Origin of the sequence: Leptolyngbya sp. DQ-M1 (genome assembly GCF_039962505.1) — a bacterium.
In the GTDB taxonomy this organism is placed as follows: domain Bacteria; phylum Cyanobacteriota; class Cyanobacteriia; order Leptolyngbyales; family Leptolyngbyaceae; genus Leptolyngbya.
In genome coordinates, this window is record NZ_JAMPLJ010000002.1 from 18,452 (window position 1) to 42,870 (window position 24,419).

Sequence of the window (24,419 nt, forward strand, 5' to 3'; positions counted from 1 at the left end):
AGATGAGCTGAATTAATCTCTAGAATTGAAATAGCAAGAATCTCTTAAGATTCAACTCTTCATTCTTCGTCCCTCATGTCTACCATTACCGTCGATCGCCTCACTAAAATTTATCCTGTCGCTATCAAGGAAGCAGGGTTCAAGGGAACAGTAACGCATTTTTTCAAGCGCACCTATCGCCAAGTCAAGGCGGTACAAGATGTTTCATTCCAAATCGAACCCGGCGAAGTGGTGGGATTTCTCGGTGCGAATGGAGCCGGGAAGACGACAACGCTAAAAATGCTAACCGGATTGATTCATCCATCTTCAGGAAAAGTCACCGTTGCGGGACACGTTCCGTTTGAGCGACGATCGGCTTTCTTGAAAAAAATTACGCTGGTGATGGGACAAAAGCAGCAGTTGATTTGGGATCTGCCTGCGGCTGACTCGCTCAAAATTAATGCAGCCGTTTATGGAATTAGCGATCGCACCTTGCAAACCCGAATTGGTGAATTGTCAGAAATGCTCTCGCTGCATGGCAAATTAAATCAACCTGTTCGTAAACTCTCGCTGGGTGAACGAATGAAAGCGGAATTACTCGCCGCATTACTGCATCAGCCACAAGTTTTGTTTCTCGATGAGCCGACTTTAGGGCTGGATGTGAATGCCCAAGTTGCGGTGCGTGAATTTTTGAAGGAGTATAACGATCGCTATCGTGCCACTGTCTTACTTACGAGTCATTACATGGCAGATATCACTGCTTTATGTGAACGAGTTTTGATGATCCACCATGGGCAGCTTATTTATGATGGCAGTCTTGCTGGACTGGTGGATCGGTTCTCTCCCTGCCGTGAAGTCAAAGTCGAATTCAATCACACCTACACTGAGGCTGAACTCTCGGCATACGGGTATGTTCGGGAAGTCGAGAAGCAATCGGTTCGATTTTTGGTGCAGCAGGAAGATTTGACGCAGACGATCGCGAAAATTCTCGCGGAGTTGCAAGTCGCGGATTTAACCGTGACTGATCCGCCGATCGAAGAAGTGATCGGGCGCGTTTTCCAAGCTGGATCAGTTGCTACTTAAGTAAACCGAACTTTTCCGCATCTTCCAAAGAAATATCTGGAAGATAACACAGCATTTTGTCCCAAGTGCTTTGAGATTGCAGAGCGTCTACAACAACTTGCAACGGCTCTGGAAGTATTGCTTGAAAGTCTGCTTCTTCATCCAGCTGAGTTTTGAACGCTAATTTTTCTTGAGGGGGTGTGAACTGGGCATCCACGCCTTCTCGATTTCCCCTAGCATCCACACGATACCAGCCAACTCCTGACAGATAAACTGCATTGAATCCGTGCAAGCAGTAAGGCGCACCTTTGTCATCGATGCTCAATCGCTGATAGCAGAATCCGGCTGGAATGCCATGCGATCGTAGCAATGCTGCTAAAAGATGGCTTTTGGCGTAGCAATATCCGGTTTTGTGCAACAGGACATCAGAAGCTCGACAGGTGACAGGATTCATCCGATAGTCGTAGCTGTGCCGAATCTGATCTCGAACCCACTCAAAGCAAGCTTTTGCAACGGCTTTGGGAGTTTGATGCTGTGCTGCGATCGTCTTGCTCAGCCTCAGGATTTCCGGATGTTGCCAGTCAATGATCTCGGTAGATGCGAGGTATTCTTCCATACCGATCGCTAATTTCGCTGATTATCCATCACGAAGCCGGGTTCAGCGCTTCCTGGAACGCGCCAATCTTCGTTCTCCCCGCCGATGATTAGGGAATCGATCGTCACAAAATCCTTGCTCAACTGTCGCAGTGAATTGACCAGAATGTCGATCGCGATCGCATCACTGGTTCCCAAATCAAACCAGCAGCGTCCCCAGTTGCTTTCATACTCGAAGTCGCTCATATTATGCATCACTGCCATCATGCTGTCGCCTGCAATGCTTTCGTCATACTCCATATGGCTAATCTCTAGCCCCATGTCTTGCACTTGCAGATTTTCCGCATTAAAGCCGCCTAGCTTACCGAGGAAAAACCAGGAGCTAAACACTTCTTCAACATACTGCTTCTCCATCTCAGAAGGCACAGTATTAAACTCAATCCAAAACCAAACGTTAAACGGATCAAACTCTCGAAACTCAATACGCATAAAAAAAGTCAGGCAGATGGTAAAAGTTGCCTGACTTCTATTTTATCGTCCGTTTGTCCGCTGTTGTGCGCCGCGCAATTCTCTTTGAATCTGTTGAACGGTTGCGACTGGGAGTTGATCTTTCTTGCTCAGCGCTTTCTGAAACAGAGGAATGCTGTCGCTATGTCGCTGACTCCGCACCAGAATTTGCGCCTTCAGGTAGCTCAACTCAGGGTTATCCGGCGCTTTGCTCAACGCTCGATCGACGGCTTGCAGGGCACGATCAAACTGTTTTAAATCTCGATATCCAAGGGCTAACCCACGATCGGCAACATAGCGGGGCTGGGCGTTTTGTTCGAGCCGCGCGATCGCCTCGGTCGGACTCGATAACGGTAAATTTAGATTGGTAGACAGCGTTAGATCAATCAAGCCTTTAATTAAATTGACTTCGGGATCTTTGGGGTCAATGCGTTCTGCGGCATCGAGATAGCGAAACGCTTGCTGAAGATTGCCCAAAATCTGAGGAATGCCGCGAACGGTTCCTTGTGTCGCGGCGATGTATCCGCCTTCTAAAATTGTGCCTGCGGCTTGATAAAGATTACCCCGTAGCGGATCAGTTTTAGATAATTGCTCTGCAACGGTACGAGTTTGAGTCGCGTAGGTTTTGAAATTGTTGAGCAAGGCTTGTTTACGCTGTGGGTCAGCTTCACCTTGAAAATTGATGTAGGTGATGAAACCCTTGAGCGCAAAAGAGAGCGGCTCATTTTGATCCGACTGATTCAGTAATTTCTGCGCTTCTGTGTAATTGCCTTTCTCGAAGATGGCGCGAAACGCGGCTTCGGTACGATCGCTAATCGGACGCGAATTGCTTGTTCTAAACGGATCTTTCGCTAGCGACGGACTCGCGAGCATTCCAATCATCAGCGCGACGGTACTCGCTTGCTGAGCCAGCCGACCAGACAGCCACTTCACCATAACTTTGATTTGTTTTGACGCATCGGATTCGAGAGACGATTTTACGCGATCGCAAGTTCCGCGCTCATCTTTCTACGTGGGCAACCTGACCGAATGAACACAGGTTAAACTGAGGATTGCCCTAACGGTTTGACTTCATGCTGTATTTGCGCGATTTGTCCTATCATCCGACTGCGACTCCGGAGCCGATTCTAAAATCAGTCAATCTCGAGGTTGCGCCTCAGCAGTTGAGTTTAATCGTAGGCCCGAGCGGTTCTGGAAAAAGTACGCTGCTGGAGATTTTGGCAGGACTCGCAGAACATACAAGCGGAGAAATCTTCTGGCGCGAGCAGGAATTAAACTTCCTCAATATGCAGCAGTTGTGCGGATTGGTGTTTCAGTTTCCAGAGCGGCATTTCTGCGGCGGCACGATTTTGGAGGAGTTGCGGTTGGGGCACCCGGAGTTGAGTTCCGATCGCATTCACGAAGCCTTACGCGAAGTCAGTTTAGATCATCTGCCGCTTTCGATGGCTCCTCATGCGCTCAGTGGTGGCCAGCAACGACGATTGGCATTAGCCGTTCAGTTGATTCGGCAACCCAGCATTCTTTTACTCGATGAACCGACCGCAGGGCTAGATTGGTCGATTCGACGGCAGCTTGTGAAACTGCTGGCAAAACTGAAAACACACTGGAGTTTGCTGGTTGTGTCGCATGATGCGGGCGACATGTTGGAGATTGCCGATCGTTGCTGGTCGCTGCGCCACGGTGAACTCAAAGAAGTCAAACCCGAAGAGCTTAGAAGATTGGAGCGGGTTGGATGTTAATAGCGTTACCGGAGATGACGGATTTATGGCGATCGACCACCCAATGGAGTCCGAGCGAATTCCAGCGATCGCAGTTTCAGCAGTTTTATGAGCTAGTGATCAAAGGCAATCAGCAGCAGAATTTAACCCGCATTACCGAGCCGGAGGATTTTTGGGAGAAGCATTTGTGGGATTCGCTGCGGGGTGTGTTTCCGAAAGCTACAGGGGCAAATCTAAACGCGATCGATATTGGCACCGGGGCTGGCTTTCCGGGCATTCCGATGGCGATCGCACGTCCCGACTGGCAAATCACGCTGCTCGATTCGACGCGCAAAAAAGTGACCTTTCTGCAAGACAGTACGAAAGCCCTGCAACTCAGCAATGTGAGATCGATCGTCGATCGCGTTGAGCAAATTGGGCAATCTTCTGGACATCGAGAGAAGTACGATGTGGCAACCATTCGCGCTGTAGCTGCCGCTTCGGTCTGCGCGGAATATGCTTTGCCCTTGCTAAAAGTGGGTGGATTAGCGGTGCTATATCGGGGGCAATGGACAGAAGAGGAAGCGATCGCCCTCGATCAAGCGGTAAAAAAATTAGGCGGAGTGGTGGAAGAATGCGATCGCTTTGAAACTCCGTTAACGCATGGGGTTCGACACTGCTTGTATCTGCGTAAAATCTCCCTTACGTCGCCCGAATTTCCAAGAGCGATCGGCATTCCGGCTCAAGATCCGCTCTAAGACTCGGTTTCAGCTTCAGGCGATTCTGCATCGGCTGGAATCTCAGGCTCAGGTTTTGCCGCCGAGGGCTTTGGCGGTCTGGGGCCTCGCATCAAGGCAGGATTGATCGGCGGTGCATCCTTCTTGTCGTCGGATTTCTTGCCGCGATCGTTGCGTTTGCCGCGCTTTTCTCTTTCGGCGGGTTTAGCATCATCTCTGGGGGCATCGCCTTTCTTCGCGGGACGGGGTGCGGACGAAGGCTTGAATCCGTCTGGAAGAGCGGCGGAACTCTCAGTTGGGGACTGATCGGGTGATGCTGAAGTTGCGTCTTCGGCGCTTTTTGCGAGGCGCTCAGACTTTTTAATGGGTCGCTCTACCACAGTGAATCCTTGTAAAGAACGTCCATATTTTAGCGTGCGAGTGAGCGCGTAAAGCTTTGATGTTCTGGCTTCAGTCACTTAGCCTAAAATTGTCCTCTTGCAATTCCAAGTCAGGCGATTCGATAGAATAAGAAACGGTTCGATCGGTTAGTTACCCCAACTAACCTCTACATTATTTTGATTAGGTGTCATGACTCAAACGGTTGAAGCCCTTTTTGAAGAGGGACTGGAGCGCTACAAAGCTGGAGAAGCCCCAGAAAATCTGATTCCAGTGTTTAAAGAAATCTGCGATCGTTCTCGCAAAACGGGTGCAGCTTGGACTTGTTTAGCGTGGCTCTATTTGCTGGCGGATAAGCCTGCGTTGGCATTTCCCGCCGCTCAAAAAGCGGTGAAACTGGTTCCTCAAGATGCACAAGCTCGCATCAATCTGATTTTGGCAATGTTGGATCTGTCTAAGCCAGGAGTCAGACCCCACGTTGAAATGGCACAACAATTAACCTTTGCGGTTGAAGAATTGCGCGACGAAGTGCAGCAAAATATCGAAGATGGATTGGCAAGAAAACCCGACTGGAAGAGTTTGCAAAGAGTGAAAGCTTGGTTATTTGAATCCTAAGAATCCCTTCATTTTTGTTTACAATCTTCGAGAGTCAGAACGAAATTCTGGCTCTCTTTATTGTGGAAAGCTGCTATGTGAATTTTGCGTTACGCGATCGACAATCTACGCTACAAAATTGTTGCATTTCGCTGTACAAAACAATCCAATTAATTTATATACTGCAACACAAAATCAAATAATTTAATCATCATATTAGAAAGTCGATGATAGTATTTGAAAATCAGGATATATTCCTCATTTCTAACAGTCTTTTCGCCACTTTACAGAAGCAAAAAACGGCTTGCGTGAAATTTAATTGTTTACGCAATGGTGTGTTTATTGTCGTTTAACACGCCGTGCTAACACGGCTTATAGCGATTTGATTCTGATTTGCACAAGTGTCGATCGGGCGATTTCTTTGTAGCTTAAGGAGCAAATTATCATGTCTATTGATCGAGTTGGCGTTAAACCTGGTACACGGAATCATAGAGGCTATTTTGTGCAGCAGGCATCGGGCTATGAATTAGTTGAGATGCACCAATCGGGCTGGGCGGTAATTTGTTTGAATGATGCAGTCTGTCACTACGTTGATCCTGAAAATCTGCAATATTCACGCGACAAAGATTTCCCATCGGTTCACGATCTCTAATAACAGCTTATCCCTGGATTATTGGCGTTTGGGCTGCACTGAATTCAGTTGCAGCCCATTTTTTGCTAAGTTAATGAGGATAGATGACTGAATTGAGTTTATGAAAGAAACGTTTTTTAAGTGGCTGAATACAGCGCTGATGTGGAACTTGTTTTTTGTGCTGCTGTGTTTTGGCTGGTTTGCGATCGCTCTAATCGGTCAGGCTGCAAAAGTGCCACTCGGATTAAACCTGTGGCTTTCACTTTGGACACCTGTGATGCAGCCTGCTTTGGGCATTTTGATGGCGGGTGCGCTCATTAGCGGGGCAAGCAGTTGGATCATCAAGCGTCTGAGCCCGACGGAATGAATTCAATTTTTGCGATCGACCTGAGGATTGCTAAATGCCGGATTCTTCACAAACGATTCATCGGTGAGACTGCGAAGAAAAGCGAGAAGATCCTGCTTTTCACGATCGCTTAACTTAAACCCTTTCACAAATGAACTCTTAAGCGGATTCTCGCTACCCGCTCCCGCAAACTGACCTGCGTGAATTGTTCGACCCCCCGCTGCATAATGCTCGATCACTTGCTCTAGTGTGCCAATACTGCCATCGTGCATATAGGGTGCAGTTAAGGCAATATTTCGCAAGGTGGGTGCTTTGAAACGTCCCATATCAGACGGCTTGAGAGTAATTTCGTGAATACCCGTGTTATTAGCGGGATAAGCACCTTTGTTATCGAGATTGTATAGACCAGTGTTGTGAAATGCAATTTCCTTGAAACCAGAACGGGAATGAACGGTGGAATCAGAAAAGTTAATCCCTCCGTGACAATGAAAGCATTCCAATTTTTCACTTTCAAACAAGGCTTCACCCCGTTTTGCAGCCTCGGAAATTGCCCGATCGTTCCCTCCATAGCGGTATTGATCGTAGGGTGAATTAAACGAAATCAGCGATCGTTCAAACGCTGCGATCGCTCTTGCCATTGTATTAATGCTGATTGCTTCATTCCCGAACGCAGCAGCGAACATCCGACGATACTGCGAATCATCGCGCAACAGTGCAACTATCTCTGTTTCTTTGCCTGTCATGCCCATCTCGATCGGATGCTCGCCAAATAGCGGCACAAGTAGCTGAGTTTCTAGATCAGCCATTAACGGATTTGCCCAAGTGAGTACCGAATTGTAGGCAACATTCGCCAAGCTCATCGCGTTTCGGGGATGTGCCTCTCCGGTGGCACCGATCGACACCGATTTTTTCTCAGTAAAGGCGCGGGATTGGTCGTGACAGCTGGCGCAAGAAAATTCCCTCGTGACCGAAAGACGCTTTTCATAAAAGAGATGCCGTCCGAGTTCGACTTTTGCAGCACTCATCGGATTGTTGGCAGGCACGATCGGCGGTGGTGTCCATGCGGGGAGTTGCCAATCGTAGCTAGAGGCTGCATCACTTCTAGAAAATGCAGCACTCAAGCCGATCGACAGGCAGAAGGCGAGAAGGGTAAGAATCGCAAGGTTAAACCAGCCCTTCATGGTCGCGGGGCAACTCGAAAGAATGTTTGACGGGCAGATTTTCCAGTTTGAGGCAATCCGAAATTCGTGAGAATTGCAGTACAATCGCCGTCTTTAGGATCAGACATACAGCCAAGCCCAGTGTCAGGCTGGTTCTTCGTCAAATTTGAGTTTGCTACTAGAGATTTAAGATCGGCAACAATGACGCTGTTTTGGGGATTAAAGTTTTCAAATGTAATCGTTGCAGTATTCGGATTTGCACAACTTTCTGGTTTTTGGCGATTATTCGTAGCATTGCATCCGGTACTACCCAGATGAATATTAAATCCCTGCTGTTTATTGGATGAGTGAGGTTGATCGTGCTTCATGCCTGACATCGGTAGCGCAAAATCGATTCGAGCAAACTTATAGCCGCCTCTCCAATTCCACCAGAGCGATGTGAGGTTTAAAGGGGAAGGCGCGATCGTTGCATCTTCGTGATTGAGCTTAAACGGAACGCCCAACGCGAAGCGAATTCCCTTGTAATTGCCTTTTGGAACCGTTCCAACAATACGATCGTTTGTCTCAGTCGTACCGTTTGAACACATTCCGGTTTTATTTTCAAAATCAATCAGTGCAACATTCTGATATTGCCAGCGATTATCTTGCGTTAATGTTACGGGAACGGCTTTTCCTTGAGCATCGATCAACGCTACATCTGAGACATAGAAGCGAAAATCAGCAGGAGCAACAGAGGTGGCAGATATACCGAGTAAGTAAGTTGAATTACACTGAAACGATTGATCGCCAACCAATCCGCGAAATTGGATCGAAACAGGTTGAGACGATTGAGCGATCGCACTTGGAATAGAAACCAGTGACGCGATCGCACCAAAAAATAAAGAGAGCTGTAATCTCATAACACAGCAATTAGGACAAACTTCTCAACTCTAGGACAAGCACCACTCGGATTCAAACGACGCGCTGTAAAACTTAGCTTATAACGATCGTTCTGAGCGCTGACCAACGCTGCCGCAGTACCGCAGACAACGTCCTTAATCCCCACTGTTCACAGCGTCGATGCCCCACTTCAATCACACCCATTCCCGTATCTAACACGGCTTGTTTAGCGGAAACACGAAACTGTCCAGTAATGTAAACGGTTGCACCTTGCTCTGCTGCCGATCGAATCAAACCATCATTCATTGATCCCACGATCGCCACTTTCCCCGTCGTATCCGTCTGTCCGTTAGCTTCGCTACACGAGTACGTGTTCGCAGACTCATAACCCCCAAAAATCTCTCGCACCTGAACACAGTAGCGCTCAAAACTTTGAGATGGAACCTCTCCAATCATACCGATCGCTCGGTCTGCTTTGTATCCGAACGGCTGCACGTTCACAAGCGATAATACATCTGCCAATTGCAAGTTAAATCCTAACGTCAACCGCTCATCGAACGCTAAATGATAAAAAACGATACCAATATCAAGATCAGAATTAAACTGCCAAGGACGATGTAAGAAGAGTGCATCAATTTGATTTTTTGTGATCCAGTAATCGATCTGCGGAATCGGTTCAAGCGCCAGTCCCAGGCGACGAATCGGGCGATCGCTGAGTTGATAAATTCCGCCTCGCTCTTCTTCAGGATACCGATCCACATTGAAGAAGCGATCGAGAAATTCAACCAGTGACTGCTGAGTAATCATGTCAGCACAATCGGATCAAGGGCGCGATCGTGCCACTGTCGCCTTGACCACTCGGAAACATAAGGACGCAGAATAAACTTCACCGGATCATCTGCGGTCACATCAATCCTCACAAATGAGTAAGGGCGCTGTTTGTAAGCTCCTTGTCCAGTTCGTCCCACAAACAGTTGAGATTTCGCGACAATTCGCTCCTCTGACTCGATCCGCTCTGTAATCTCAGCTCCCTCTTCTCGCTGTCGCCGCAAACTATAGCCGCTTCCCCCACAGACTACCCAATTCATATTGGAGTCTGCGTGTCCGGTATCTCCAGTCCGCAAATACTCAAAACAATGAGCATGACCATTCAGAACTAGATCCACGATCGGGCGACCTTTCAGATCAATCTCTCTTGCCACATCATCGAACACCTGCCGCAATCGATAGCGCACTGCTAAAGTTTGCGCCTGATACCATTTCGTTGCCTCCGTTACATAAGGCGGATGATGAAAATAAACGACGCGCCCTCGCACTTCTGGAGATCGCCAAGACTGAACCAAGCGATCGCGCAACCAATCTAACTGCTCATAATCGCTCTCAACGCTCGTTTCCGCATTCAATTGTTTCTCAATATCAATCTGGATCTCCTCAAGCTGCTGCAATTTGACCCGAATATCATCCGCTTGATCCGATTGTTCAGGTTCGTTAATATCAAGCCGAGAAATATCGACCATCAACTGCTGCATCTCTTGTTCGATCGCCGCACGTTGATCGGTTAACCGTCGCCGATCGGCTCGTCCTGCTTGACCTGCCGAAAGCGGGATCGGCTCATTAATCGTATTAGAATCGAGCGCAAAGAAATCAATCCCACCATAGCGAAAGGTGTAGTAACGATTCGGCAATCGCGTAAATGATCCCGGTTGATATCGCAAGCATCGTCCGGTCGAGGTTTCAGCCGTGTAGTGTTGATCGAGATGCGCCGCTAATTTCCCATGCTGTTCTGCAACCGACAGCAAATCCATGAACGCCTGCGCGAACGCTTTTCCCTGATAAGACCCATGAAATCGAATATCAAAATCAATCCGCGATCGTAATAGTTTTCTAATCGGATAAGAGACCTGTGAAAGAATTCCATAAACCAAAGGAAGATCATAATAATCATGATTTCCGAGTACAGGTAAAAACGGCAGATTAAACACCATTTGATCAAATGCAATCTGGCTCGGTGTTTCTCCTCCAACCAAAAACTCTCGATACGGCTCAATAAAATTATGTGGATAAAACTCGCTAGAGCCAACCAGATAAATCACATCTCCGGTGTGCAGAATAAAGCGAGATTCATCACGGTGCGGCAGCATTTGTTCTGCGATTCTCCGCTGAGGAAAATGTCCCGGATGCCGCCCAGATCCGCTATCCCCAATCACTAAGAACGAGAAAGCATCTTGCTCTCGATCGTCCTCAATCACTAATCGAGTTTGATCAATCCCGCGATCGATCAAACTGGGTGTACGCCATTTCACGCGCTCCTGCATCTTTTGAATCTTGAGCGAGGTTGCCGGATCGGAAACGAATCTCATCATGAATGACTAATCTACGCGACACCAAAACTTATCCTAACGAGCAAACTTGCTCACGCCATCTTCTTCAGAAAGATTTCATTCAAGATGATTGAGTTAAATCTATGAAAATTCTGTGAAAATTTCTATGTATACCGGATCACCCTAAATCCCGCAACGCAGTCAAATCGATAAACCTTCTATGATCCCCATGCTGAATCCGTTAAGAATCAAGATTGTACTAGGGTATACTGTTGTAAACATTGCGTTCTGCTTTTAATTCGGAACCCCAATGTGTTTTGTTCGATGGTGTGAATACGGAAGTGATCATGTCTAATAACTTGTGGAAATCGCTGCTGGTTAATCCAGTACTGCTTGGTGCTACGCTGACTGTCTCCGCTGCTCTTGGTGCAACTGGTGTTGCTGCGAACGAAGTCAAAGCTGATGCAACGACTCAAACTGTTTCCTCACTCGATCAATTAAGTGCCTATAGCAATGAGGGTGTTGTTTCAGCAAATCAAGCTGGACAAGTCACCTCGGTTTCTCAGCTCTCGGATGTGCGCCCGACTGACTGGGCATTCCAAGCCCTGCAATCCCTCGTTGAACGCTACGGCTGTATCGCGGGTTATCCCGATCGTACCTTCCGCGGCAACCGCGCCACCACTCGGTTTGAATTCGCTGCCGGTCTGAACGCCTGCCTTAACCGCATCAACGAACTAATTGCAGCATCGACCGCAGACTTAGTGAAGAAAGAAGACTTGGCAACGCTGCAAAAGCTGCAAGAGCAGTTTGCGGCAGAGTTAGCCACACTGCGAGGACGAGTGGATGCACTCGAAGCACGCACCACGACCTTAGAGAAGCAGCAGTTCTCAACCACGACGAAACTGCAAGGGGAAGCAATCTTCTCGATCTCTGGTGCTCAGGGCGATCAAGTCGCTGTTTCCAGCTTTACAGGCACTGGCGCTCCCACAGCGACAACGCCCGAAGTTGCTGACAATACCACCTTCAGCAATCGGGTTCGTCTGAGCCTGTTGACCAGCTTTACCGGAAAAGACACCTTATTAACTCGTTTGCAAGGTCGCAACATTCCGAACTTTGGAGGCGCAACCGTAACCGGCACGAACATGGCACGTCTGTCTTATGAAGGCGGCGGCCCTTCCGGCAACCAGGTTGGAATCGATAAATTGTTCTACCGCTTCCCGATCGGCAATGGTGGACAAATCACGCTCGACGCATTCGGCGGTGAATTCTACAACAACATGCCGAACTTCAACCCCTTGCTGGCAAGCGACGGACAAGGATCGATCTCCCGCTTTGGTCGATTCAACCCGGTCTACCGTGCTGCTGCTGGCGGTACAGGGGTAACGCTCAACTACCCGTTGGGCAACGCGCTCACCGTCTCTCTCGGCTACCTGGCTAGCAACGCCAACAACCCAGGCGATCGATTTGGCTTGTTCAATGGCTCAAATGCTGCGATCGCTCAGTTAGGCTTCAAACCTGCTAGCAATATCGACCTAGGCTTAACCTATGTCCGCTCCTACACCAACTTTGCCGCTGGAGATGCTGGTTCGATCAACGTCTCTCAGGGTGTAGTGGGTGCAACCGGAAGCGCCTTGGCAAATGCTCCGTTTGGTGCGGTGGCAACTAGCGCGAATAACTTCGGCATTCAAGGTGCATTCCGCATCACGCCAAACTTCACGCTGGCGGCTTGGGGTGGATACACTCAAGCTTTCAGAGAAAGCCCACTTCCCTCGGCTACCGGTCGTCGTGCTGAGGCTTGGAACTGGGCAGTTTCTCTGGCATTCCCAGACTTGGGCGGTAAAGGCAACCTCGCAGGTGTCATCTTTGGCGTTCCGCCGAGAGCTTCATCGCTGAACGTTGCTGGTCGCAACGACCGCGATGTATCCTACCACCTGGAAGGATTGTATCGCCTCCGCCTCAATCAGAATCTCTCAATCACACCGGGCATCATCGTGATTCTCAATCCCGAACATAATGACGCGAACCGCACTGTTTATGTCGGTACGATTCGGACGACCTTCACGTTCTAATCGGATTCCAGCTTGAGTAATCACGCGGCGTATTATCGTCCGCAAAGCCCCGCAACTTGCGGGGCTTTTTTATTACATTTAGAAAACCTGCAAAACCCTAGTGTTAAACCGGAGTATACTAGAAAGAGCCTGTTAACCTGATCCCAGAGTGTACCCGTGGAGATTTCCTGTAAGAGTGAGTATGCGCTACTTGCGCTGATTGAGCTATCTGTCGCTTATGACAGCGGCGAACCTCTGCAAATTCGACAGATTTCCGCCCAGCAAAATATTCCTGATCGCTATCTCGAACAACTGCTGGCAACCCTGCGACGCGGCGGAATTGTGCGATCGCAGCGGGGCGCAAAAGGCGGATACCTACTCGCGCGGGAACCGTGGAAAATTACGCTCTTTGAAGTGTTAGCTTGTCTTGAAGGCTTTGATAGCCAACCGATCGACCAGGAAACCGCACTCAAATCCGGCAAAACGCTAGAAGGATCGATCGTGTGCGAGATCTGGCAAGAGGCGAACGATGCGGCAAACGCAGTGTTTCAGAAATACACGCTGAAGGATTTGCGTGAGCGCCGGGATTCTCGTCGCCAGCTCGATTTCATGTATTACATTTGATCTGCTGTTGTCGATCGGATGATTGGATTGTCCCGCTCCTGCTCTCTTCGTTTGTTATCCGAACTTTTCACCCCCCTGTCTTACTTGTCTTATGCGTATTGCTCAGAATATCACTGCTTTAATTGGACACACGCCCCTGGTTCAACTCAATCGCATTCCTCAAGCCGAAGGATGCGTCGCTCGAATTGTGGTAAAACTCGAAGGTATGAATCCCTCTGCCTCGGTCAAGGATCGAATTGGCATCAGCATGATTCAAGCGGCTGAGCGTGAGGGCTTGATCTCACCTGGAAAAACGGTTTTAGTTGAGCCAACCTCTGGAAACACTGGAATTGCTCTAGCGATGGCAGCAGCGGCGAAGGGATATCGGTTAATCCTAACCATGCCAGAAACCATGAGTTCGGAACGTCGATCGATGCTGAGAGCTTACGGAGCCGAATTAGAACTGACTCCGGGAATTGAAGGAATGGCAGGCTGTATTCAGCGAGCGCAGCATATTGTGGATACGACTCCTCATGCGTATATGCTGCAACAGTTTCGTAATCCCGCCAATCCCCAAGTTCACCGAGAAACGACGGCTGCGGAAATTTGGGAAGATACCGAAGGCGAGGTCGATTTTATCGTGGCGGGAATCGGTACGGGCGGAACGATTACGGGCGTTGCAGAAGTGATTAAACAGCGCAAACCGAGCTTCAGGGCGATCGCGGTTGAACCCGCAAACAGTCCGGTTTTATCGGGTGGACGACCGGGGCCGCACAAAATTCAGGGAATTGGAGCCGGATTCGTGCCGCCTGTGTTAAATGTCGAGCTGATCGACGAAGTGATCTCAGTGTCGGATGATGATGCGATCGCCTATAGCCGACGGATGGCGCGGGAAGAAGGCTTGCTGTCTGGGATTTCCAGCGGTGCGGCCCTAAAGGCAGCGATCGAGATTGGCAAACGTCCTGAAAATGTAGGCAAGCTGATCGTGATGATTCAACCGAGCTTTGGTGAGCGATATCTCAGTACGGCACTGTTTCAAGATCCAGAGTTAACGATGCCTGCGATGCTAAATGGCTAAAGTTTGGGGACTAGAGAAACTGTATAAAGATAGAAATTGATTGACAAAAAAGCGTTTCTCTAGTCCCTAGCCCCTCACCCCATACGCCTTTTAGAATGAGCGTATGGCAACTCACACCCTCACCCACTACCAAATTCTTGACCTTGATCCGACGGCGACCCAAACCGAGATCAAGCAAGCCTATCGACGGTTGGCGAAAGAGTTTCACCCCGATAGCAATCGCGCTACCGCAAGTCACGAGAAGATTTCTCGAATCAACGCAGCTTACGAGGTGCTGGGCGATCCGCAGAGGCGGCGATCGTATGATCAGCAGCTTCGCTATCTAGAGGCGGGATTGTCTGAAGCAGAGCTACGATCGCGCCGCCAACGCACGGAAGAGGCACAAGCTCAGTACCGTAAGCAGCGAGAAGCGGAACAAAATGCAGATCAGCAGCTAAAACTCTGGCTAAAACTCCATACGTCCGTCAATCGTCTCTTGAATCAAATCATTCGTCCACTGAAATCGCAGATCAACGAACTCGCTGCTGATCCGTTTGATGATGAATTGATGAAAAATTTTCAGACGTATTTAGAAGAGTGTCAAGAGTTGTTAGCAAAGGCGCAACAAACCTTTCGATCGCTCCCTAACCCTCCCAGCGCCGCAAATGCAGCCGCAAATCTCTATTACTGCCTGAATCAATTAAGCGATGGCATCGACGAGCTAAGTTACTTCACCTATAACTACGATGACCATCATCTTCGCAATGGTCGGGAACTGTTTCGGATTGCAGAAGGACTGCGCCGAGAAGCTCAAGCTGCGGTTCGAGAGATTCCGCGTTAGTCAACTGGAAAGCTGTAAATTTATAAAAAATGCTAAAAAGAAATTTAGCTAGGGCAATCTCCTACAGCCTTGAATTGACATAGCTAAATTTTGTTTAGAAATAAGACTGTAGCGTCCCTCGTCGCCGCACATCTAAAGTTGCACAGTGGAACGAACCACCGAAGGCTGGATACTCATGAAATGGACAGGGAATTGGCTCAAATCCGTATTCTTTCAGCGTCTTCATCATTGAAGTTTGATTCTTTTCGACAATGACTCGTTTCTCATCCAACATCAGCATGTTTAAGCTGATCCAATTACTGGTCAGGGAGACATAACTTGATAGCTGTCCCGGATTTGGTTCAGGTGGGGGTGCAATGATAATGTCCCACGACTTAAACATGGATGGCAGAGTTTCAGGATCAATATAGTTAGGATTGATCAGTAGCTTACCCGGAGCCAGAGGCATAAAGGTACTATCAATGTGCATCGGCGTCCGACACTTAGTTTGAATGATGTGAATGCGGTACTGATCGCCTAGGTGTCGCTGCATCCAGGTAATGCCTGCAAGGTTTGTCACATTGCTTTGCTGCACAAAGATATCTCTACCACAGCGAATAAAATCGGCAGCATCAAAGACGGGTTCAGATTCGTTGATCACATACCGCATTGGTTCACCCGATTCGGGAACTGTGTAGGTGTAATCGTAGAGATCATCGAGCAACATCGGTTTAGGCGCAGCAGTCCAGCGTGCTCCCTTTGCAAAGTATTCCTGGAACAACGATCGATACGCATAGCCTTCAAGGAAGCGCGATCGCCATGCCATTGGCGTTTCGATAATTTCGTTGCCGATGACGATAAAGCCGTCTCTAGGGCAGGCAACACAGTGACCCCGTGAAGACCAATAGGGCGTTTTGTAGGTCGTAGAAAAATTGAGAACGTCAGGGCGACGGACGGTAACGCCTTCTGCTTGCAGAATGTGAATGAATTCATCGAGCTGCTTTTGTGCCCGTTTAATCAAAAACCTTGGATAAGGCATCCCGCCAAAAATTTTGAGCAATCTAGCGGATTTTTTTGGAATATTAAAGGTAACAGCGGGATGACTAGGGGGAATCGTTGCACCTTCTAATCGTCCCACAATGACTTCTTCTAGTGGATCCCAGGAATTGTAGGAATTAACGGGACAAGTCGATGGTTGTTGGTGTGAATTGTTCTTGATGCTTTGCGAGGAAGTGATTTCGGTCATGCTTTTTTCGTTAAGGATTTAGGAACGCACAGTTCTTTCTACTTTCAGAAACTTACCTAAAAAAAACTTACCTAAAAAACAAGAATTTTTCTACTTGCAGGACAGTATGTATATCTGTCGGTATGTCTGTCGCTAATACCCAACTCCGCTAACGATTCAATCGAGTCGCTTCTCTGTTTTCTCTGTCATTTCATCCACTGTTGGACCCAACTTTTTGTATCAGTTCTGTTTACTGTACCAGGTCGAATCTCTAGATAACGAGCGATCGCTTGATTGTTTTTGCCCGCATTCTTAGGGCATTAATTCATACAACGCCCCGGCATACTTAACGCTTTGTGAAAATCAGTAGCGCTAAGAGACAGTTGCGATGAAAAATAGATTTCATTGGCTTGTCAGGGGGTTGAAGCATTTTTATCTGAAACTGGAGAAAGATAATGAGGAAATCACATAAACTTGGGATTTTTATCTCTGGGCTGTTGATGTTACTCGTCGTGAGCATCAATGCCGTTCACGCAAACACCATAGTGCAAGGGACTCCTCAGTCGATCGGGCAGGGAACTGCTCGTTCCTATGTTGCATTAGACAATCGGAGTCGCGTTTCCGAATTAGGTGTAATTCTCTCAGAATCCGCACTGTCTGACTTGCCCACAACCATGACTGAGATTGAATTAGCCCTGCCACGTCAAGCAAGCCGCACGACTCCATTCACTCACATCGGGCTGAACTGGAATCCCCAGGGACATCCGCCAGCACCCATCTATGGCACTCCCCACTTTGATGTGCATTTCTATACCATTTCACAAGCTGCACGTCGGCGCATTACTGCAATCGGGAAGGATGCGGAACGGGCTTACATCACGCCAGATGCTCGGTTCATTCCAGCGGGCTATGTGATGGCTCCCGACAGTGCTGAACCGGGACAGGGATCGCACTGGATTGATCCTAAATCGGATGAATTTCAGGGTGCGCCGCACGGGTTTAACCACACGTTCATCTATGGCTTCTACAACGGAAAAATGAATTTCTTAGAGCCAATGATTAGCAAAGCGGCATTTGACCAACGTCAATCCTTCCAGAAGACGATCGCTCGTCCTGTTCGCTACTCTACACTTGGAAGATATCCTCGCCAATATAGTATGAGCTACGACTCTCAGGCTCATCAGTTCCGCATTTCGCTTAGTAAGTTCGTTCAGTAAGAAATGATGCAGGGTAATCTACTTGGTTGTGGCACTTTGTTGTTGCACAGCTTGGCTGTAGTGCTGTGCAACAACAGCCAGTTTTTACTCGTCGCGCCCATGCACTTGAGCAGGGGGACTGGTTGCCTCGATCGCGGTAAACGATTCCAAAATTTTGTAGCTATGGCTTGCACCTTTAGGCACGACCCAAGAATTTCCCGGCTCTAGAAGCACCATTTGTCCCTCAAGATGCAACTCGGCTTTACCCTGAATCACATATCCAACTGTTTCATACTCCCGTTGAGTTGCAGGCTTGGCTTCCGCAGGTGGCTCGTTCTCCCACAAGCGCATGGAAAGGCTTTTACCAGAGGCAAGGTATTTCTGTCCCATTTCGCCTGTCGGTGAGAACTGAGCATCGACTTTTTTAACGCTAGTGTCTGTCATAAGGATTCCTCAATGATGCGATCAGCCTAAAATGCATCAGGAAGACCTACCTCTTGCTTTGGGTCGATCGTGCCATAGATGCGGAAATGACATTGCATTTTGCTGATCACTAAAGCTGCCATAGCTGATCACTAAAGCTGCCATAAATGCTGCTTTATATAAATGCTGCTTTATTGAGTAATGCTAAGACTCCCAACCTGTTTAGCGGGCGGTGTCATGATGGAAATGGCGTGACCCCAAAACCGGAGGGAAGTTGCAGATGATGAGTCGGGTTCTCGATCGCCATCATACTCAGGTGATTGGTCAAGGTGAACAAACCTTGGTGTTTGCTCATGGATTTGGCACAGATCAGACCGCTTGGCGTAATCAGGTTGCGGCATTTGAACCGTTCTATCGCATCGTTTTGTTTGATCATATCGGTGCGGGTCGATCGGATATGAACGCCTACAGCCCTCGTCGCTATCGGTCTTTGTACAGCTACGCTGAAGATGTGCTGGAACTTTGTGCAGAACTGCGGTTAACCGATGTGATTTTTGTGGGACATTCGGTCAGCGGCATGGTGGGAATGCTGGCGGCATTGCTTGATCCAGCGCGGTTTCGTCAATTGGTGTTGATTAGTGCGTCCCCTCGATACTTGAATGATCCAGCAGACAACTATATTGGGGGATTTGAGCAATTCGATCTCGATGCCCTGTATGCGGCAATGTCAACCAATTACTATGCTTGGGCGAGTGGCTTTGCACCCTTGGCAATGCGGAACCCAGAGCGCCCAGAGCTAGCGATCGAGTTTGCCACATCGCTCTCTGCCATTCGTCCCGATGTTGCACAATCCGTAGCGCGGGTCATTTTTCAGTCGGATCACCGCGCTGAACTTCCCAAGCTCAACGTGCCAACAGTAATTCTTCAGGCAAACAACGACATTGCGGTGCCGCCCCAAGTTGGCGAATACATGGCAGAGAAAATTCCTCAAGCTGAACTCATTCACATTGATGCAGAGGGGCATCTTCCACATCTCAGTGCGCCCGCTTTGGTGACAAGAACACTGGCAGAATGTTTTACCGTTTAATCCGATTTGATCGTTCTCCTGAACGACTTCCGACGCTTGCACCTTTGATTTTGGCAATGATGGCGGCTGGATTGGGATTAGAACTGTTGGTGCAAGCGTCTTTTGTTTTGCTTGCTGCCCCGATATGGTTTGCGCTTTGTGTGTTGTTGCCGCGATCGCAGTGGATTGGTTTGCTTGGTTTTGGGGCTTTGTTGAACCCTGAAGTGTTGCCCCAGCAAGCCGTGGCGTTGGGATTAGTGGGGGTGCTGGGGGTGGGGGTGCGACCCTACCTTTTGCGGCAAGAATGGCAATGGGCATCGGAGGCAATGTTGGCATCGCTGATTCAAGATGAAGCGGCGATGACCCCCGAACAGGCGATGACGGGCACACTGTCTCGGCTGAAGGAGCTTGTCGGAGCGACAGGCGCGATCGCGCTGCGTCAATTGGATGAAGTCACGGCTGAGGTGCTGGTGGCATTACCAGATACAGCGTTGCCTGTTCAGTTGACAACGCCGACCTTGTTTGCGGAAGCAATCGCCCAAAACCAATGTCTTTACTACCCGGATTATGCCTCAGTGCCTCAAGCTTCTCCGGCTTTGTTAGCACAGGGGGTGCGAACGATCGCGGTGCTACCGTTGCAGCAGCTTGAAAACGTCAAAGGTGCCATTCTGCTGTTGTGGGATCGGCGCGTTGACCCTTCTGCGTCCTTGAAGCAGTTCCTTGAATCTCTGCGGGGTGGATTGAGTAATCTGCTGAGATTTCAAGACCTAACGCTGCGGTTTGATCAGTTGCAAGCTCGATTTGAAGCGATGCTGGAAACGATTCCTCAAGGAATTGTCTTTATGGATGAAAGCGGCGAACAGGGATGGATCAACCAAACCGCAGCGCGCTATCTGAAGTTAAATCCTGGTGCGGTGGAGCCGAGTGAGATTGCTCAAGCAATGATTGCACTGCGTCTAAATGCCGATAATCAAGCTGAAATTACGGCGCAATCGGCTGGATTGTTTGCCCATCCTGATGCCGAAATTCGCGATTGGCACTGGCTGTTTAGTCAACCGAACGCGATCGTGCTGAGCCTTTCCAGTACGCCGACTCAGGTACACGATGTGCCCGGTCGCTTGTGGGTACTCGACAACATTACAGAGCGCCAGCAGGCAGAACAGGCAATGCAGACGGCACGAGAACTGGCGGAATCTGCAACCCGTGCTAAGAGTGAATTTTTAGCCAATATGAGCCACGAAATCCGCACCCCGCTCAACGGCATTCTGGGATATGCCCAAATTTTAGAAAAAGACCGCACCCTGAATGACCTTCAGAAAAAGGGACTCGTCACGATTCGACAATGCGGAGAGCATTTGCTGACTCTGATTAACGACTTACTCGACTTGTCTAAAATCGAAGCTCAGAGAATGGAGCTTACGCCGACAGATCTGCATTTTCCTGCGTTTTTAGAGGCGATCGCGGATATCTGTCGAGTTCGCGCTGAGCAAAAGAAAATTACATTGACCTATCAAACTTTGTCGCCGCTGCCTGAATTTGTCTGTGCCGATGAAAAGCGGCTGCGCCAAATTTTGCTCAATATTCTAGGCAATGCTGTCAAGTTTACCGAAGTTGGCGGTGTGCGTTTTGAGGTCAGTGTTGTTGAGAATTCAGTTGAAAGTGCAAAAGTTCGCTTTGAGATTCAAGATACCGGAATTGGAATTGCTCCAGAACAGCTAGAAGTGATTTTTTCGCCGTTTCAGCAAGTTGGAGACAACGATCGCAAAACCGAAGGCACCGGATTAGGACTTTCGATTAGTCGGCAACTGGTGAAAATTATGGGTTCAGAAGTGCAGGTTAGAAGCACACCCGGCAAAGGCAGCACGTTCTGGTTTGAGTTAGACTTGCCGAAAATAGAACTCCGATCGCTTGAATCGAATCGGTATCCCTCGAATCAACGCGCCATTGTGGGGTATGCGGGCAGATCTCGCACCGTGTTAGTTGTAGACGATCAGTGGGCAAACCGATCGATTCTGGTGCACCTGTTAGAACCGCTCGGATTTAACCTGATTGAAGCCGGAAACGGTCAAGAAGGGCTGCAAAAAGCGCACCAGTTCAAACCGGATGTCATTCTGCTCGATCTCGTTATGCCCGTGATGGATGGGTTTGAGGCAGTGCGACAAATCCGTCAATCTTCCGAGATCCGCGATACGATCGTGATTGCCACATCCGCCAGTGTTTTTGGCTATAACCAGCAAGCAAGCCAAGCTTCAGGTTGTAATGGTTTTGTTCCTAAGCCCGTTCGAGAAGCAGAACTGCTGACTCAACTTCAAACTCATCTCAATCTAGAGTGGCAGTACGAAGCGGAAACAGAGTCTCTTGTGAAAGTGGCAATCGCGCAAGACCCAGCAAAAACGCTGACTGCCCCGCCTCAGACCGAACTCGACGCGCTCCTCAATCTCGCCAGAATGGGTGATCTCAAAGGAATCCTTGAGCAAGCCACTCATTTAGAACAGCAAAATCCTGAATGGGTTCCGTTTGCAGCGCAGCTTCGGCACCTCGCGCAAGGATTTAAAGAACGGCAAATTCTGGAATTGATTAAACGCTATCAGAAGGGTAGCCATGAACTCTAAAATGACTGAGCAAGGAACAATACTGGTCGTCGATGATACCCCTACCAATTTAGAGGTGTTGTTTGATTTGTTGGGAGACTCCGGCTTTCGGGTGTTAGTTGCTGAGAATGGGGAAAGCGCGCTCGACAAAGCAAACTACGCTCATCCAGATTTGATTCTGCTCGACATTCTCATGCCCGGAATGGATGGGTTTGAAACCTGTCGCCGTCTGAAAGCAAACGCAGATACCAGCACCATTCCGATTATTTTTCTCACCGCGCTAACGGATTCCGTAGACAAGGTTAGGGGGTTTGATTTAGGGGCGGTTGACTTTATCACCAAGCCTTTGCAGTGCGAAGAAGTGTTAGCCCGCGTCAAAACTCAACTGCGATTACAAAATCTCACCAACCAACTTCAACATCAAATTGCCCAAGAGCGCTTAATTGGAGAAATTGCTCAGGGCATTCGGCGATCGCTCAAGCTCGATGAAGTTTTGCAAACGACCGTTGATCAGGTGCGGCAGTTTTTGCACAGCGATCGCGTTGTGATTCTTCGCTTTGAGTCCGATTGGGGTGGACGAATTGTGACCGAATCGGTTGATCCTGCCTGGAAATCTATCCTCTTGACTGATTTTCGCGATTCTTGCTTTAGCGAACATTACGTCGCTTATTATCAACACGGTCAAACCAGCGCGAAGCCCGATATCTATCAAGCAGGCTTAAGTGCTTGTCACATTGAACTTTTAGAACAGGCTCAAGTTCGAGCCAACTTAATAGTTCCAATTCTGCAAAATAACTATTTGTGGGGATTGTTAATCGCGCATCACTGTTCCAGTCCGCGAGAGTGGCAAGCGATCGAGACAACGCTACTTCAGCAACTAGCAACTCAATTAGGCATTGCAATTCAACAATCGGAACTCTATGAGCGCACCCAAAATGAGCTAATTGAGCGGCGACGCGCTGAGCAAATCATCCGAGAGCAAGTGGCACTGCTGAATGTTGCCTCTGATGCGATCTATGCTCGCGACTTACAGAATCACATTCTATTTTGGAATCAATCCGCAGAACAACTCTACGGCTGGTCACAAGCAGAACTACAAACGGCATCTGAATTGTTGAGCAACCTTCAGCCTCAAGAGGTTGAAACTGTGCTTAAAACGGTGTTTGAGCAGGGATCGTGGCAAGGAGAAGTTCAGAAAGCGACCAAGTCAGGCAAAGCAATCATGGTGCTGAGTCGGATGACGCTTGTGCGCGACGAATCAGGTACACCAAAATCGATTTTGACAGTTGATACCGATATTACCGAGAAAAAGCTGCTGGAAGCTCAATTTCTGCGTGCCCAGCGCTTAGAAAGTATTGGAACTCTCGCCAGCGGTGTTGCCCATGATCTCAATAACATTCTCACCCCGATTTTAGCCTCAGCCCAACTGTTGCCGCTGAAGTTTCCTAATCTCGACGATCGCACTCGAAAACTGCTCACAACGGTCGAAGCAAACGCGAAACGCGGGGCTGACTTAGTAAAACAAGTGCTGTCATTTGCACGAGGCACAGAAGGAAGACGCACCCCTGTTCAGGTGGCGCATTTACTGGGAGAGATTGAGCAAATCGCCAACCGCACCTTTCCGAAGTCGATCACCGTTCAGGTTGATCTGCCCCCCTCAATGCTCAACCTCGTTTATGCAGATGCCACCCAACTGCATCAGGTGTTGATGAATCTTTGTATCAATGCTCGTGATGCAATGCCTGATGGTGGGGTACTCACCATTGCTGCTAGCAATGTTTTCATTGATGAATCTCATGCCCGCACCCAACTTGATGCGAAAGTGGGAAACTACGTGATGACTGCAGTTTCGGATACGGGAACAGGAATTCCCCCGGAAGTGATCGATCGCATCTTTGACCCATTTTTCACCACCAAAGAAGTCGGCAAAGGAACTGGCTTAGGACTTTCAACCGTGCTAGGAATTATCAAAAGTCATGCAGGATTCATTGAGATAGATAGCCAGATGGGTCAAGGAACCTGCTTTAGAGTTTACTTACCGACCACTGGAGATAAGGCTATCTCCTCAATGGCTTCTCTAGATTTGCTTCCCGGATCAGGTGAGGTCATTTTAGTCGTGGATGATGAATCGTCGATTCAAGATGTTACTAAAGCGATTTTAGAAGAGCAGAATTATCGTGTGTTAACGGCAAGCAATGGCTTTGAAGCAATCTCGCTCTACGCGAAGCACAAGCAAGAGATTGCCGTGATCTTGATGGATTTAATGATGCCTGCAATGGATGGAGCAACAGCGATTCGCACCTTGAGAAAAATGAATCCTGATGTCAGGGTGATTGCTACGAGTGGTTTGATGTTAAGTAACACCATAGCGGATGTTGCCAGTGTCGGTGTCGATTCATTTCTATCAAAGCCTTATACAGCGGAGGAATTGCTGAAGGTACTCCATAAAATGCTGGATAAAGCTTCTCAGAGATAGGTGTGAAAGACGCGATATGTGGGAAGTGT

General features: G+C 48.6%; 24 protein-coding genes. 14 read left to right on the top strand and 10 right to left on the bottom strand.

What is annotated here, in order from left to right; all coding sequences use genetic code 11:
- Positions 1-75: 75 nt before the first annotated feature.
- Entirely contained in the window at positions 76-1,062 is a 987-nt protein-coding gene (locus NC981_RS06095; protein ID WP_190379569.1) for an ATP-binding cassette domain-containing protein, read from the top strand.
- Here the strand turns inward: NC981_RS06095 and NC981_RS06100 are convergent.
- Genes NC981_RS06100 through NC981_RS06110 form a run of 3 tightly spaced genes read right to left on the bottom strand, consistent with a single transcriptional unit; the run spans position 1,055 to position 3,078 of the window.
- Positions 1,055-1,657: a transglutaminase family protein gene (locus tag NC981_RS06100; protein WP_348242064.1), complete on the bottom strand. Its 603-nt coding sequence runs from the start codon at positions 1,655-1,657 to the stop codon at positions 1,055-1,057. The genes NC981_RS06095 and NC981_RS06100 overlap by 8 nt on opposite strands.
- 8 nt (positions 1,658-1,665) lie before the next feature.
- Complete coding sequence (locus NC981_RS06105; RefSeq protein ID WP_348242065.1) at positions 1,666-2,124, bottom strand: DUF3531 family protein; 459 nt, start codon at positions 2,122-2,124, stop codon at positions 1,666-1,668.
- A gap of 42 nt (positions 2,125-2,166) precedes the next feature.
- Positions 2,167-3,078, bottom strand: a complete 912-nt coding sequence (locus tag NC981_RS06110; RefSeq protein ID WP_348242066.1) for a Sll0314/Alr1548 family TPR repeat-containing protein — start codon at positions 3,076-3,078, stop codon at positions 2,167-2,169.
- 137 nt (positions 3,079-3,215) lie between these two features.
- Between NC981_RS06110 and NC981_RS06115 the strand changes: the two genes are divergently transcribed.
- Positions 3,216-3,881: an energy-coupling factor ABC transporter ATP-binding protein gene (locus NC981_RS06115; protein WP_190379573.1), complete on the top strand. Its 666-nt coding sequence runs from the start codon at positions 3,216-3,218 to the stop codon at positions 3,879-3,881.
- Positions 3,875-4,597 (top strand): 16S rRNA (guanine(527)-N(7))-methyltransferase RsmG, encoded by a 723-nt coding sequence (gene rsmG, locus NC981_RS06120; protein ID WP_348242067.1) that lies wholly within the window; start codon positions 3,875-3,877, stop codon positions 4,595-4,597. The genes NC981_RS06115 and rsmG overlap by 7 nt, the downstream gene beginning before the upstream one ends.
- On the opposite strand, the gene NC981_RS06125 is transcribed toward rsmG, so the two are convergent.
- A complete protein-coding gene (locus tag NC981_RS06125) occupies positions 4,594-4,956 on the bottom strand; it encodes a hypothetical protein (RefSeq protein WP_348242068.1) in 363 nt (120 codons plus the stop codon). The two genes, rsmG and NC981_RS06125, sit on opposite strands and share 4 nt — an antisense overlap.
- 190 nt (positions 4,957-5,146) lie before the next feature.
- Between NC981_RS06125 and NC981_RS06130 the strand changes: the two genes are divergently transcribed.
- The 3 genes from NC981_RS06130 to NC981_RS06140 all read left to right on the top strand — a co-directional run bounded on the left by NC981_RS06130 (position 5,147) and on the right by NC981_RS06140 (position 6,546).
- Positions 5,147-5,569, top strand: a complete 423-nt coding sequence (locus tag NC981_RS06130; RefSeq protein ID WP_190379576.1) for a hypothetical protein — start codon at positions 5,147-5,149, stop codon at positions 5,567-5,569.
- Positions 5,570-5,993: 424 nt separating this feature from the next.
- Positions 5,994-6,200: a hypothetical protein gene (locus tag NC981_RS06135; protein WP_190379577.1), complete on the top strand. Its 207-nt coding sequence runs from the start codon at positions 5,994-5,996 to the stop codon at positions 6,198-6,200.
- 100 nt (positions 6,201-6,300) lie between these two features.
- Complete coding sequence (locus tag NC981_RS06140; RefSeq protein WP_348242069.1) at positions 6,301-6,546, top strand: hypothetical protein; 246 nt, start codon at positions 6,301-6,303, stop codon at positions 6,544-6,546.
- A gap of 2 nt (positions 6,547-6,548) precedes the next feature.
- On the opposite strand, the gene NC981_RS06145 is transcribed toward NC981_RS06140, so the two are convergent.
- From NC981_RS06145 to NC981_RS06160, 4 genes are all read right to left on the bottom strand, one after another.
- Entirely contained in the window at positions 6,549-7,706 is a 1,158-nt protein-coding gene (locus NC981_RS06145; RefSeq protein WP_348242070.1) for an MbnH family di-heme enzyme, read from the bottom strand.
- Positions 7,703-8,584: an MbnP family copper-binding protein gene (locus NC981_RS06150; RefSeq protein ID WP_348242071.1), complete on the bottom strand. Its 882-nt coding sequence runs from the start codon at positions 8,582-8,584 to the stop codon at positions 7,703-7,705. The genes NC981_RS06145 and NC981_RS06150 overlap by 4 nt, the downstream gene beginning before the upstream one ends.
- Positions 8,585-8,657: 73 nt before the next feature.
- On the bottom strand, positions 8,658-9,371 hold the full coding sequence (locus NC981_RS06155) for a Nif3-like dinuclear metal center hexameric protein (protein ID WP_348242072.1): 714 nt from the start codon (positions 9,369-9,371) through the stop codon (positions 8,658-8,660).
- Positions 9,368-10,924, bottom strand: a complete 1,557-nt coding sequence (locus NC981_RS06160) for a metallophosphoesterase (RefSeq protein WP_348242640.1) — start codon at positions 10,922-10,924, stop codon at positions 9,368-9,370. The genes NC981_RS06155 and NC981_RS06160 overlap by 4 nt, the downstream gene beginning before the upstream one ends.
- Positions 10,925-11,232: 308 nt before the next feature.
- On the opposite strand from NC981_RS06160, the gene NC981_RS06165 reads away from it, so the two are divergent.
- The 4 genes from NC981_RS06165 (at position 11,233) to NC981_RS06180 (ending at position 15,434) form a co-directional block, all read left to right on the top strand.
- Positions 11,233-12,954 carry an iron uptake porin gene (locus NC981_RS06165; RefSeq protein ID WP_348242073.1) on the top strand — a complete coding sequence of 574 codons (1,722 nt, stop codon included), beginning with the start codon at positions 11,233-11,235 and terminating at the stop codon, positions 12,952-12,954.
- A 156-nt stretch (positions 12,955-13,110) separates the two neighbouring features.
- Complete coding sequence (locus NC981_RS06170) at positions 13,111-13,557, top strand: Rrf2 family transcriptional regulator (protein ID WP_190379585.1); 447 nt, start codon at positions 13,111-13,113, stop codon at positions 13,555-13,557.
- Positions 13,558-13,648: 91 nt separating this feature from the next.
- Positions 13,649-14,614 carry a cysteine synthase A gene (gene cysK / locus NC981_RS06175; RefSeq protein ID WP_348242074.1) on the top strand — a complete coding sequence of 322 codons (966 nt, stop codon included), beginning with the start codon at positions 13,649-13,651 and terminating at the stop codon, positions 14,612-14,614.
- A gap of 103 nt (positions 14,615-14,717) precedes the next feature.
- Positions 14,718-15,434 (top strand): DnaJ domain-containing protein, encoded by a 717-nt coding sequence (locus NC981_RS06180; RefSeq protein ID WP_348242075.1) that lies wholly within the window; start codon positions 14,718-14,720, stop codon positions 15,432-15,434.
- Between the two features lie 94 nt (positions 15,435-15,528).
- On the opposite strand, the gene NC981_RS06185 is transcribed toward NC981_RS06180, so the two are convergent.
- Positions 15,529-16,659 (bottom strand): amidinotransferase, encoded by a 1,131-nt coding sequence (locus tag NC981_RS06185; protein WP_348242076.1) that lies wholly within the window; start codon positions 16,657-16,659, stop codon positions 15,529-15,531.
- 434 nt (positions 16,660-17,093) lie between these two features.
- On the opposite strand from NC981_RS06185, the gene NC981_RS06190 reads away from it, so the two are divergent.
- Positions 17,094-17,855, top strand: coding sequence for a DUF5602 domain-containing protein (locus NC981_RS06190; protein WP_348242077.1), 762 nt, complete (start codon positions 17,094-17,096; stop codon positions 17,853-17,855).
- An 84-nt stretch (positions 17,856-17,939) separates the two neighbouring features.
- Here the strand turns inward: NC981_RS06190 and NC981_RS06195 are convergent, their stop codons facing one another.
- Entirely contained in the window at positions 17,940-18,278 is a 339-nt protein-coding gene (locus NC981_RS06195) for a cupin domain-containing protein (RefSeq protein ID WP_190379590.1), read from the bottom strand.
- 259 nt (positions 18,279-18,537) lie between these two features.
- Here NC981_RS06195 and NC981_RS06200 point away from each other — a divergent pair, with 259 nt between their 5' ends.
- The 3 genes from NC981_RS06200 to NC981_RS06210 are packed head-to-tail and all read left to right on the top strand — an operon-like array spanning position 18,538 to position 24,390.
- Positions 18,538-19,344, top strand: a complete 807-nt coding sequence (locus NC981_RS06200) for an alpha/beta hydrolase (RefSeq protein ID WP_348242078.1) — start codon at positions 18,538-18,540, stop codon at positions 19,342-19,344.
- On the top strand, positions 19,329-21,935 hold the full coding sequence (locus NC981_RS06205; RefSeq protein ID WP_348242079.1) for an ATP-binding protein: 2,607 nt from the start codon (positions 19,329-19,331) through the stop codon (positions 21,933-21,935). Before NC981_RS06200 ends, NC981_RS06205 begins: the two co-directional genes overlap by 16 nt.
- On the top strand, positions 21,925-24,390 hold the full coding sequence (locus tag NC981_RS06210; protein ID WP_348242080.1) for a response regulator: 2,466 nt from the start codon (positions 21,925-21,927) through the stop codon (positions 24,388-24,390). The genes NC981_RS06205 and NC981_RS06210 overlap by 11 nt, the downstream gene beginning before the upstream one ends.
- The last annotated feature ends 29 nt before the right edge of the window (positions 24,391-24,419 follow it).

What these genes read in the sequence shown, in the direction of transcription:
- NC981_RS06095 (WP_190379569.1), top strand. Translation starts at nt 76, where the DNA reads ATGTCTACCATTACCGTCGATCGCCTCACTAAAATTTATCCTGTCGCT.
- NC981_RS06100 (WP_348242064.1), bottom strand. Translation starts at nt 1,657, where the DNA reads ATGGAAGAATACCTCGCATCTACCGAGATCATTGACTGGCAACATCCG.
- NC981_RS06105 (WP_348242065.1), bottom strand. Translation starts at nt 2,124, where the DNA reads ATGCGTATTGAGTTTCGAGAGTTTGATCCGTTTAACGTTTGGTTTTGG.
- NC981_RS06110 (WP_348242066.1), bottom strand. Translation starts at nt 3,078, where the DNA reads ATGGTGAAGTGGCTGTCTGGTCGGCTGGCTCAGCAAGCGAGTACCGTC.
- NC981_RS06115 (WP_190379573.1), top strand. Translation starts at nt 3,216, where the DNA reads ATGCTGTATTTGCGCGATTTGTCCTATCATCCGACTGCGACTCCGGAG.
- rsmG (WP_348242067.1), top strand. Translation starts at nt 3,875, where the DNA reads ATGTTAATAGCGTTACCGGAGATGACGGATTTATGGCGATCGACCACC.
- NC981_RS06130 (WP_190379576.1), top strand. Translation starts at nt 5,147, where the DNA reads ATGACTCAAACGGTTGAAGCCCTTTTTGAAGAGGGACTGGAGCGCTAC.
- NC981_RS06135 (WP_190379577.1), top strand. Translation starts at nt 5,994, where the DNA reads ATGTCTATTGATCGAGTTGGCGTTAAACCTGGTACACGGAATCATAGA.
- NC981_RS06140 (WP_348242069.1), top strand. Translation starts at nt 6,301, where the DNA reads ATGAAAGAAACGTTTTTTAAGTGGCTGAATACAGCGCTGATGTGGAAC.
- NC981_RS06145 (WP_348242070.1), bottom strand. Translation starts at nt 7,706, where the DNA reads ATGAAGGGCTGGTTTAACCTTGCGATTCTTACCCTTCTCGCCTTCTGC.
- NC981_RS06150 (WP_348242071.1), bottom strand. Translation starts at nt 8,584, where the DNA reads ATGAGATTACAGCTCTCTTTATTTTTTGGTGCGATCGCGTCACTGGTT.
- NC981_RS06155 (WP_348242072.1), bottom strand. Translation starts at nt 9,371, where the DNA reads ATGATTACTCAGCAGTCACTGGTTGAATTTCTCGATCGCTTCTTCAAT.
- NC981_RS06160 (WP_348242640.1), bottom strand. Translation starts at nt 10,924, where the DNA reads ATGAGATTCGTTTCCGATCCGGCAACCTCGCTCAAGATTCAAAAGATG.
- NC981_RS06165 (WP_348242073.1), top strand. Translation starts at nt 11,233, where the DNA reads ATGTCTAATAACTTGTGGAAATCGCTGCTGGTTAATCCAGTACTGCTT.
- cysK (WP_348242074.1), top strand. Translation starts at nt 13,649, where the DNA reads ATGCGTATTGCTCAGAATATCACTGCTTTAATTGGACACACGCCCCTG.
- NC981_RS06180 (WP_348242075.1), top strand. Translation starts at nt 14,718, where the DNA reads ATGGCAACTCACACCCTCACCCACTACCAAATTCTTGACCTTGATCCG.
- NC981_RS06185 (WP_348242076.1), bottom strand. Translation starts at nt 16,659, where the DNA reads ATGACCGAAATCACTTCCTCGCAAAGCATCAAGAACAATTCACACCAA.
- NC981_RS06190 (WP_348242077.1), top strand. Translation starts at nt 17,094, where the DNA reads ATGAGGAAATCACATAAACTTGGGATTTTTATCTCTGGGCTGTTGATG.
- NC981_RS06195 (WP_190379590.1), bottom strand. Translation starts at nt 18,278, where the DNA reads ATGACAGACACTAGCGTTAAAAAAGTCGATGCTCAGTTCTCACCGACA.
- NC981_RS06200 (WP_348242078.1), top strand. Translation starts at nt 18,538, where the DNA reads ATGATGAGTCGGGTTCTCGATCGCCATCATACTCAGGTGATTGGTCAA.
- NC981_RS06205 (WP_348242079.1), top strand. Translation starts at nt 19,329, where the DNA reads ATGTTTTACCGTTTAATCCGATTTGATCGTTCTCCTGAACGACTTCCG.
- NC981_RS06210 (WP_348242080.1), top strand. Translation starts at nt 21,925, where the DNA reads ATGAACTCTAAAATGACTGAGCAAGGAACAATACTGGTCGTCGATGAT.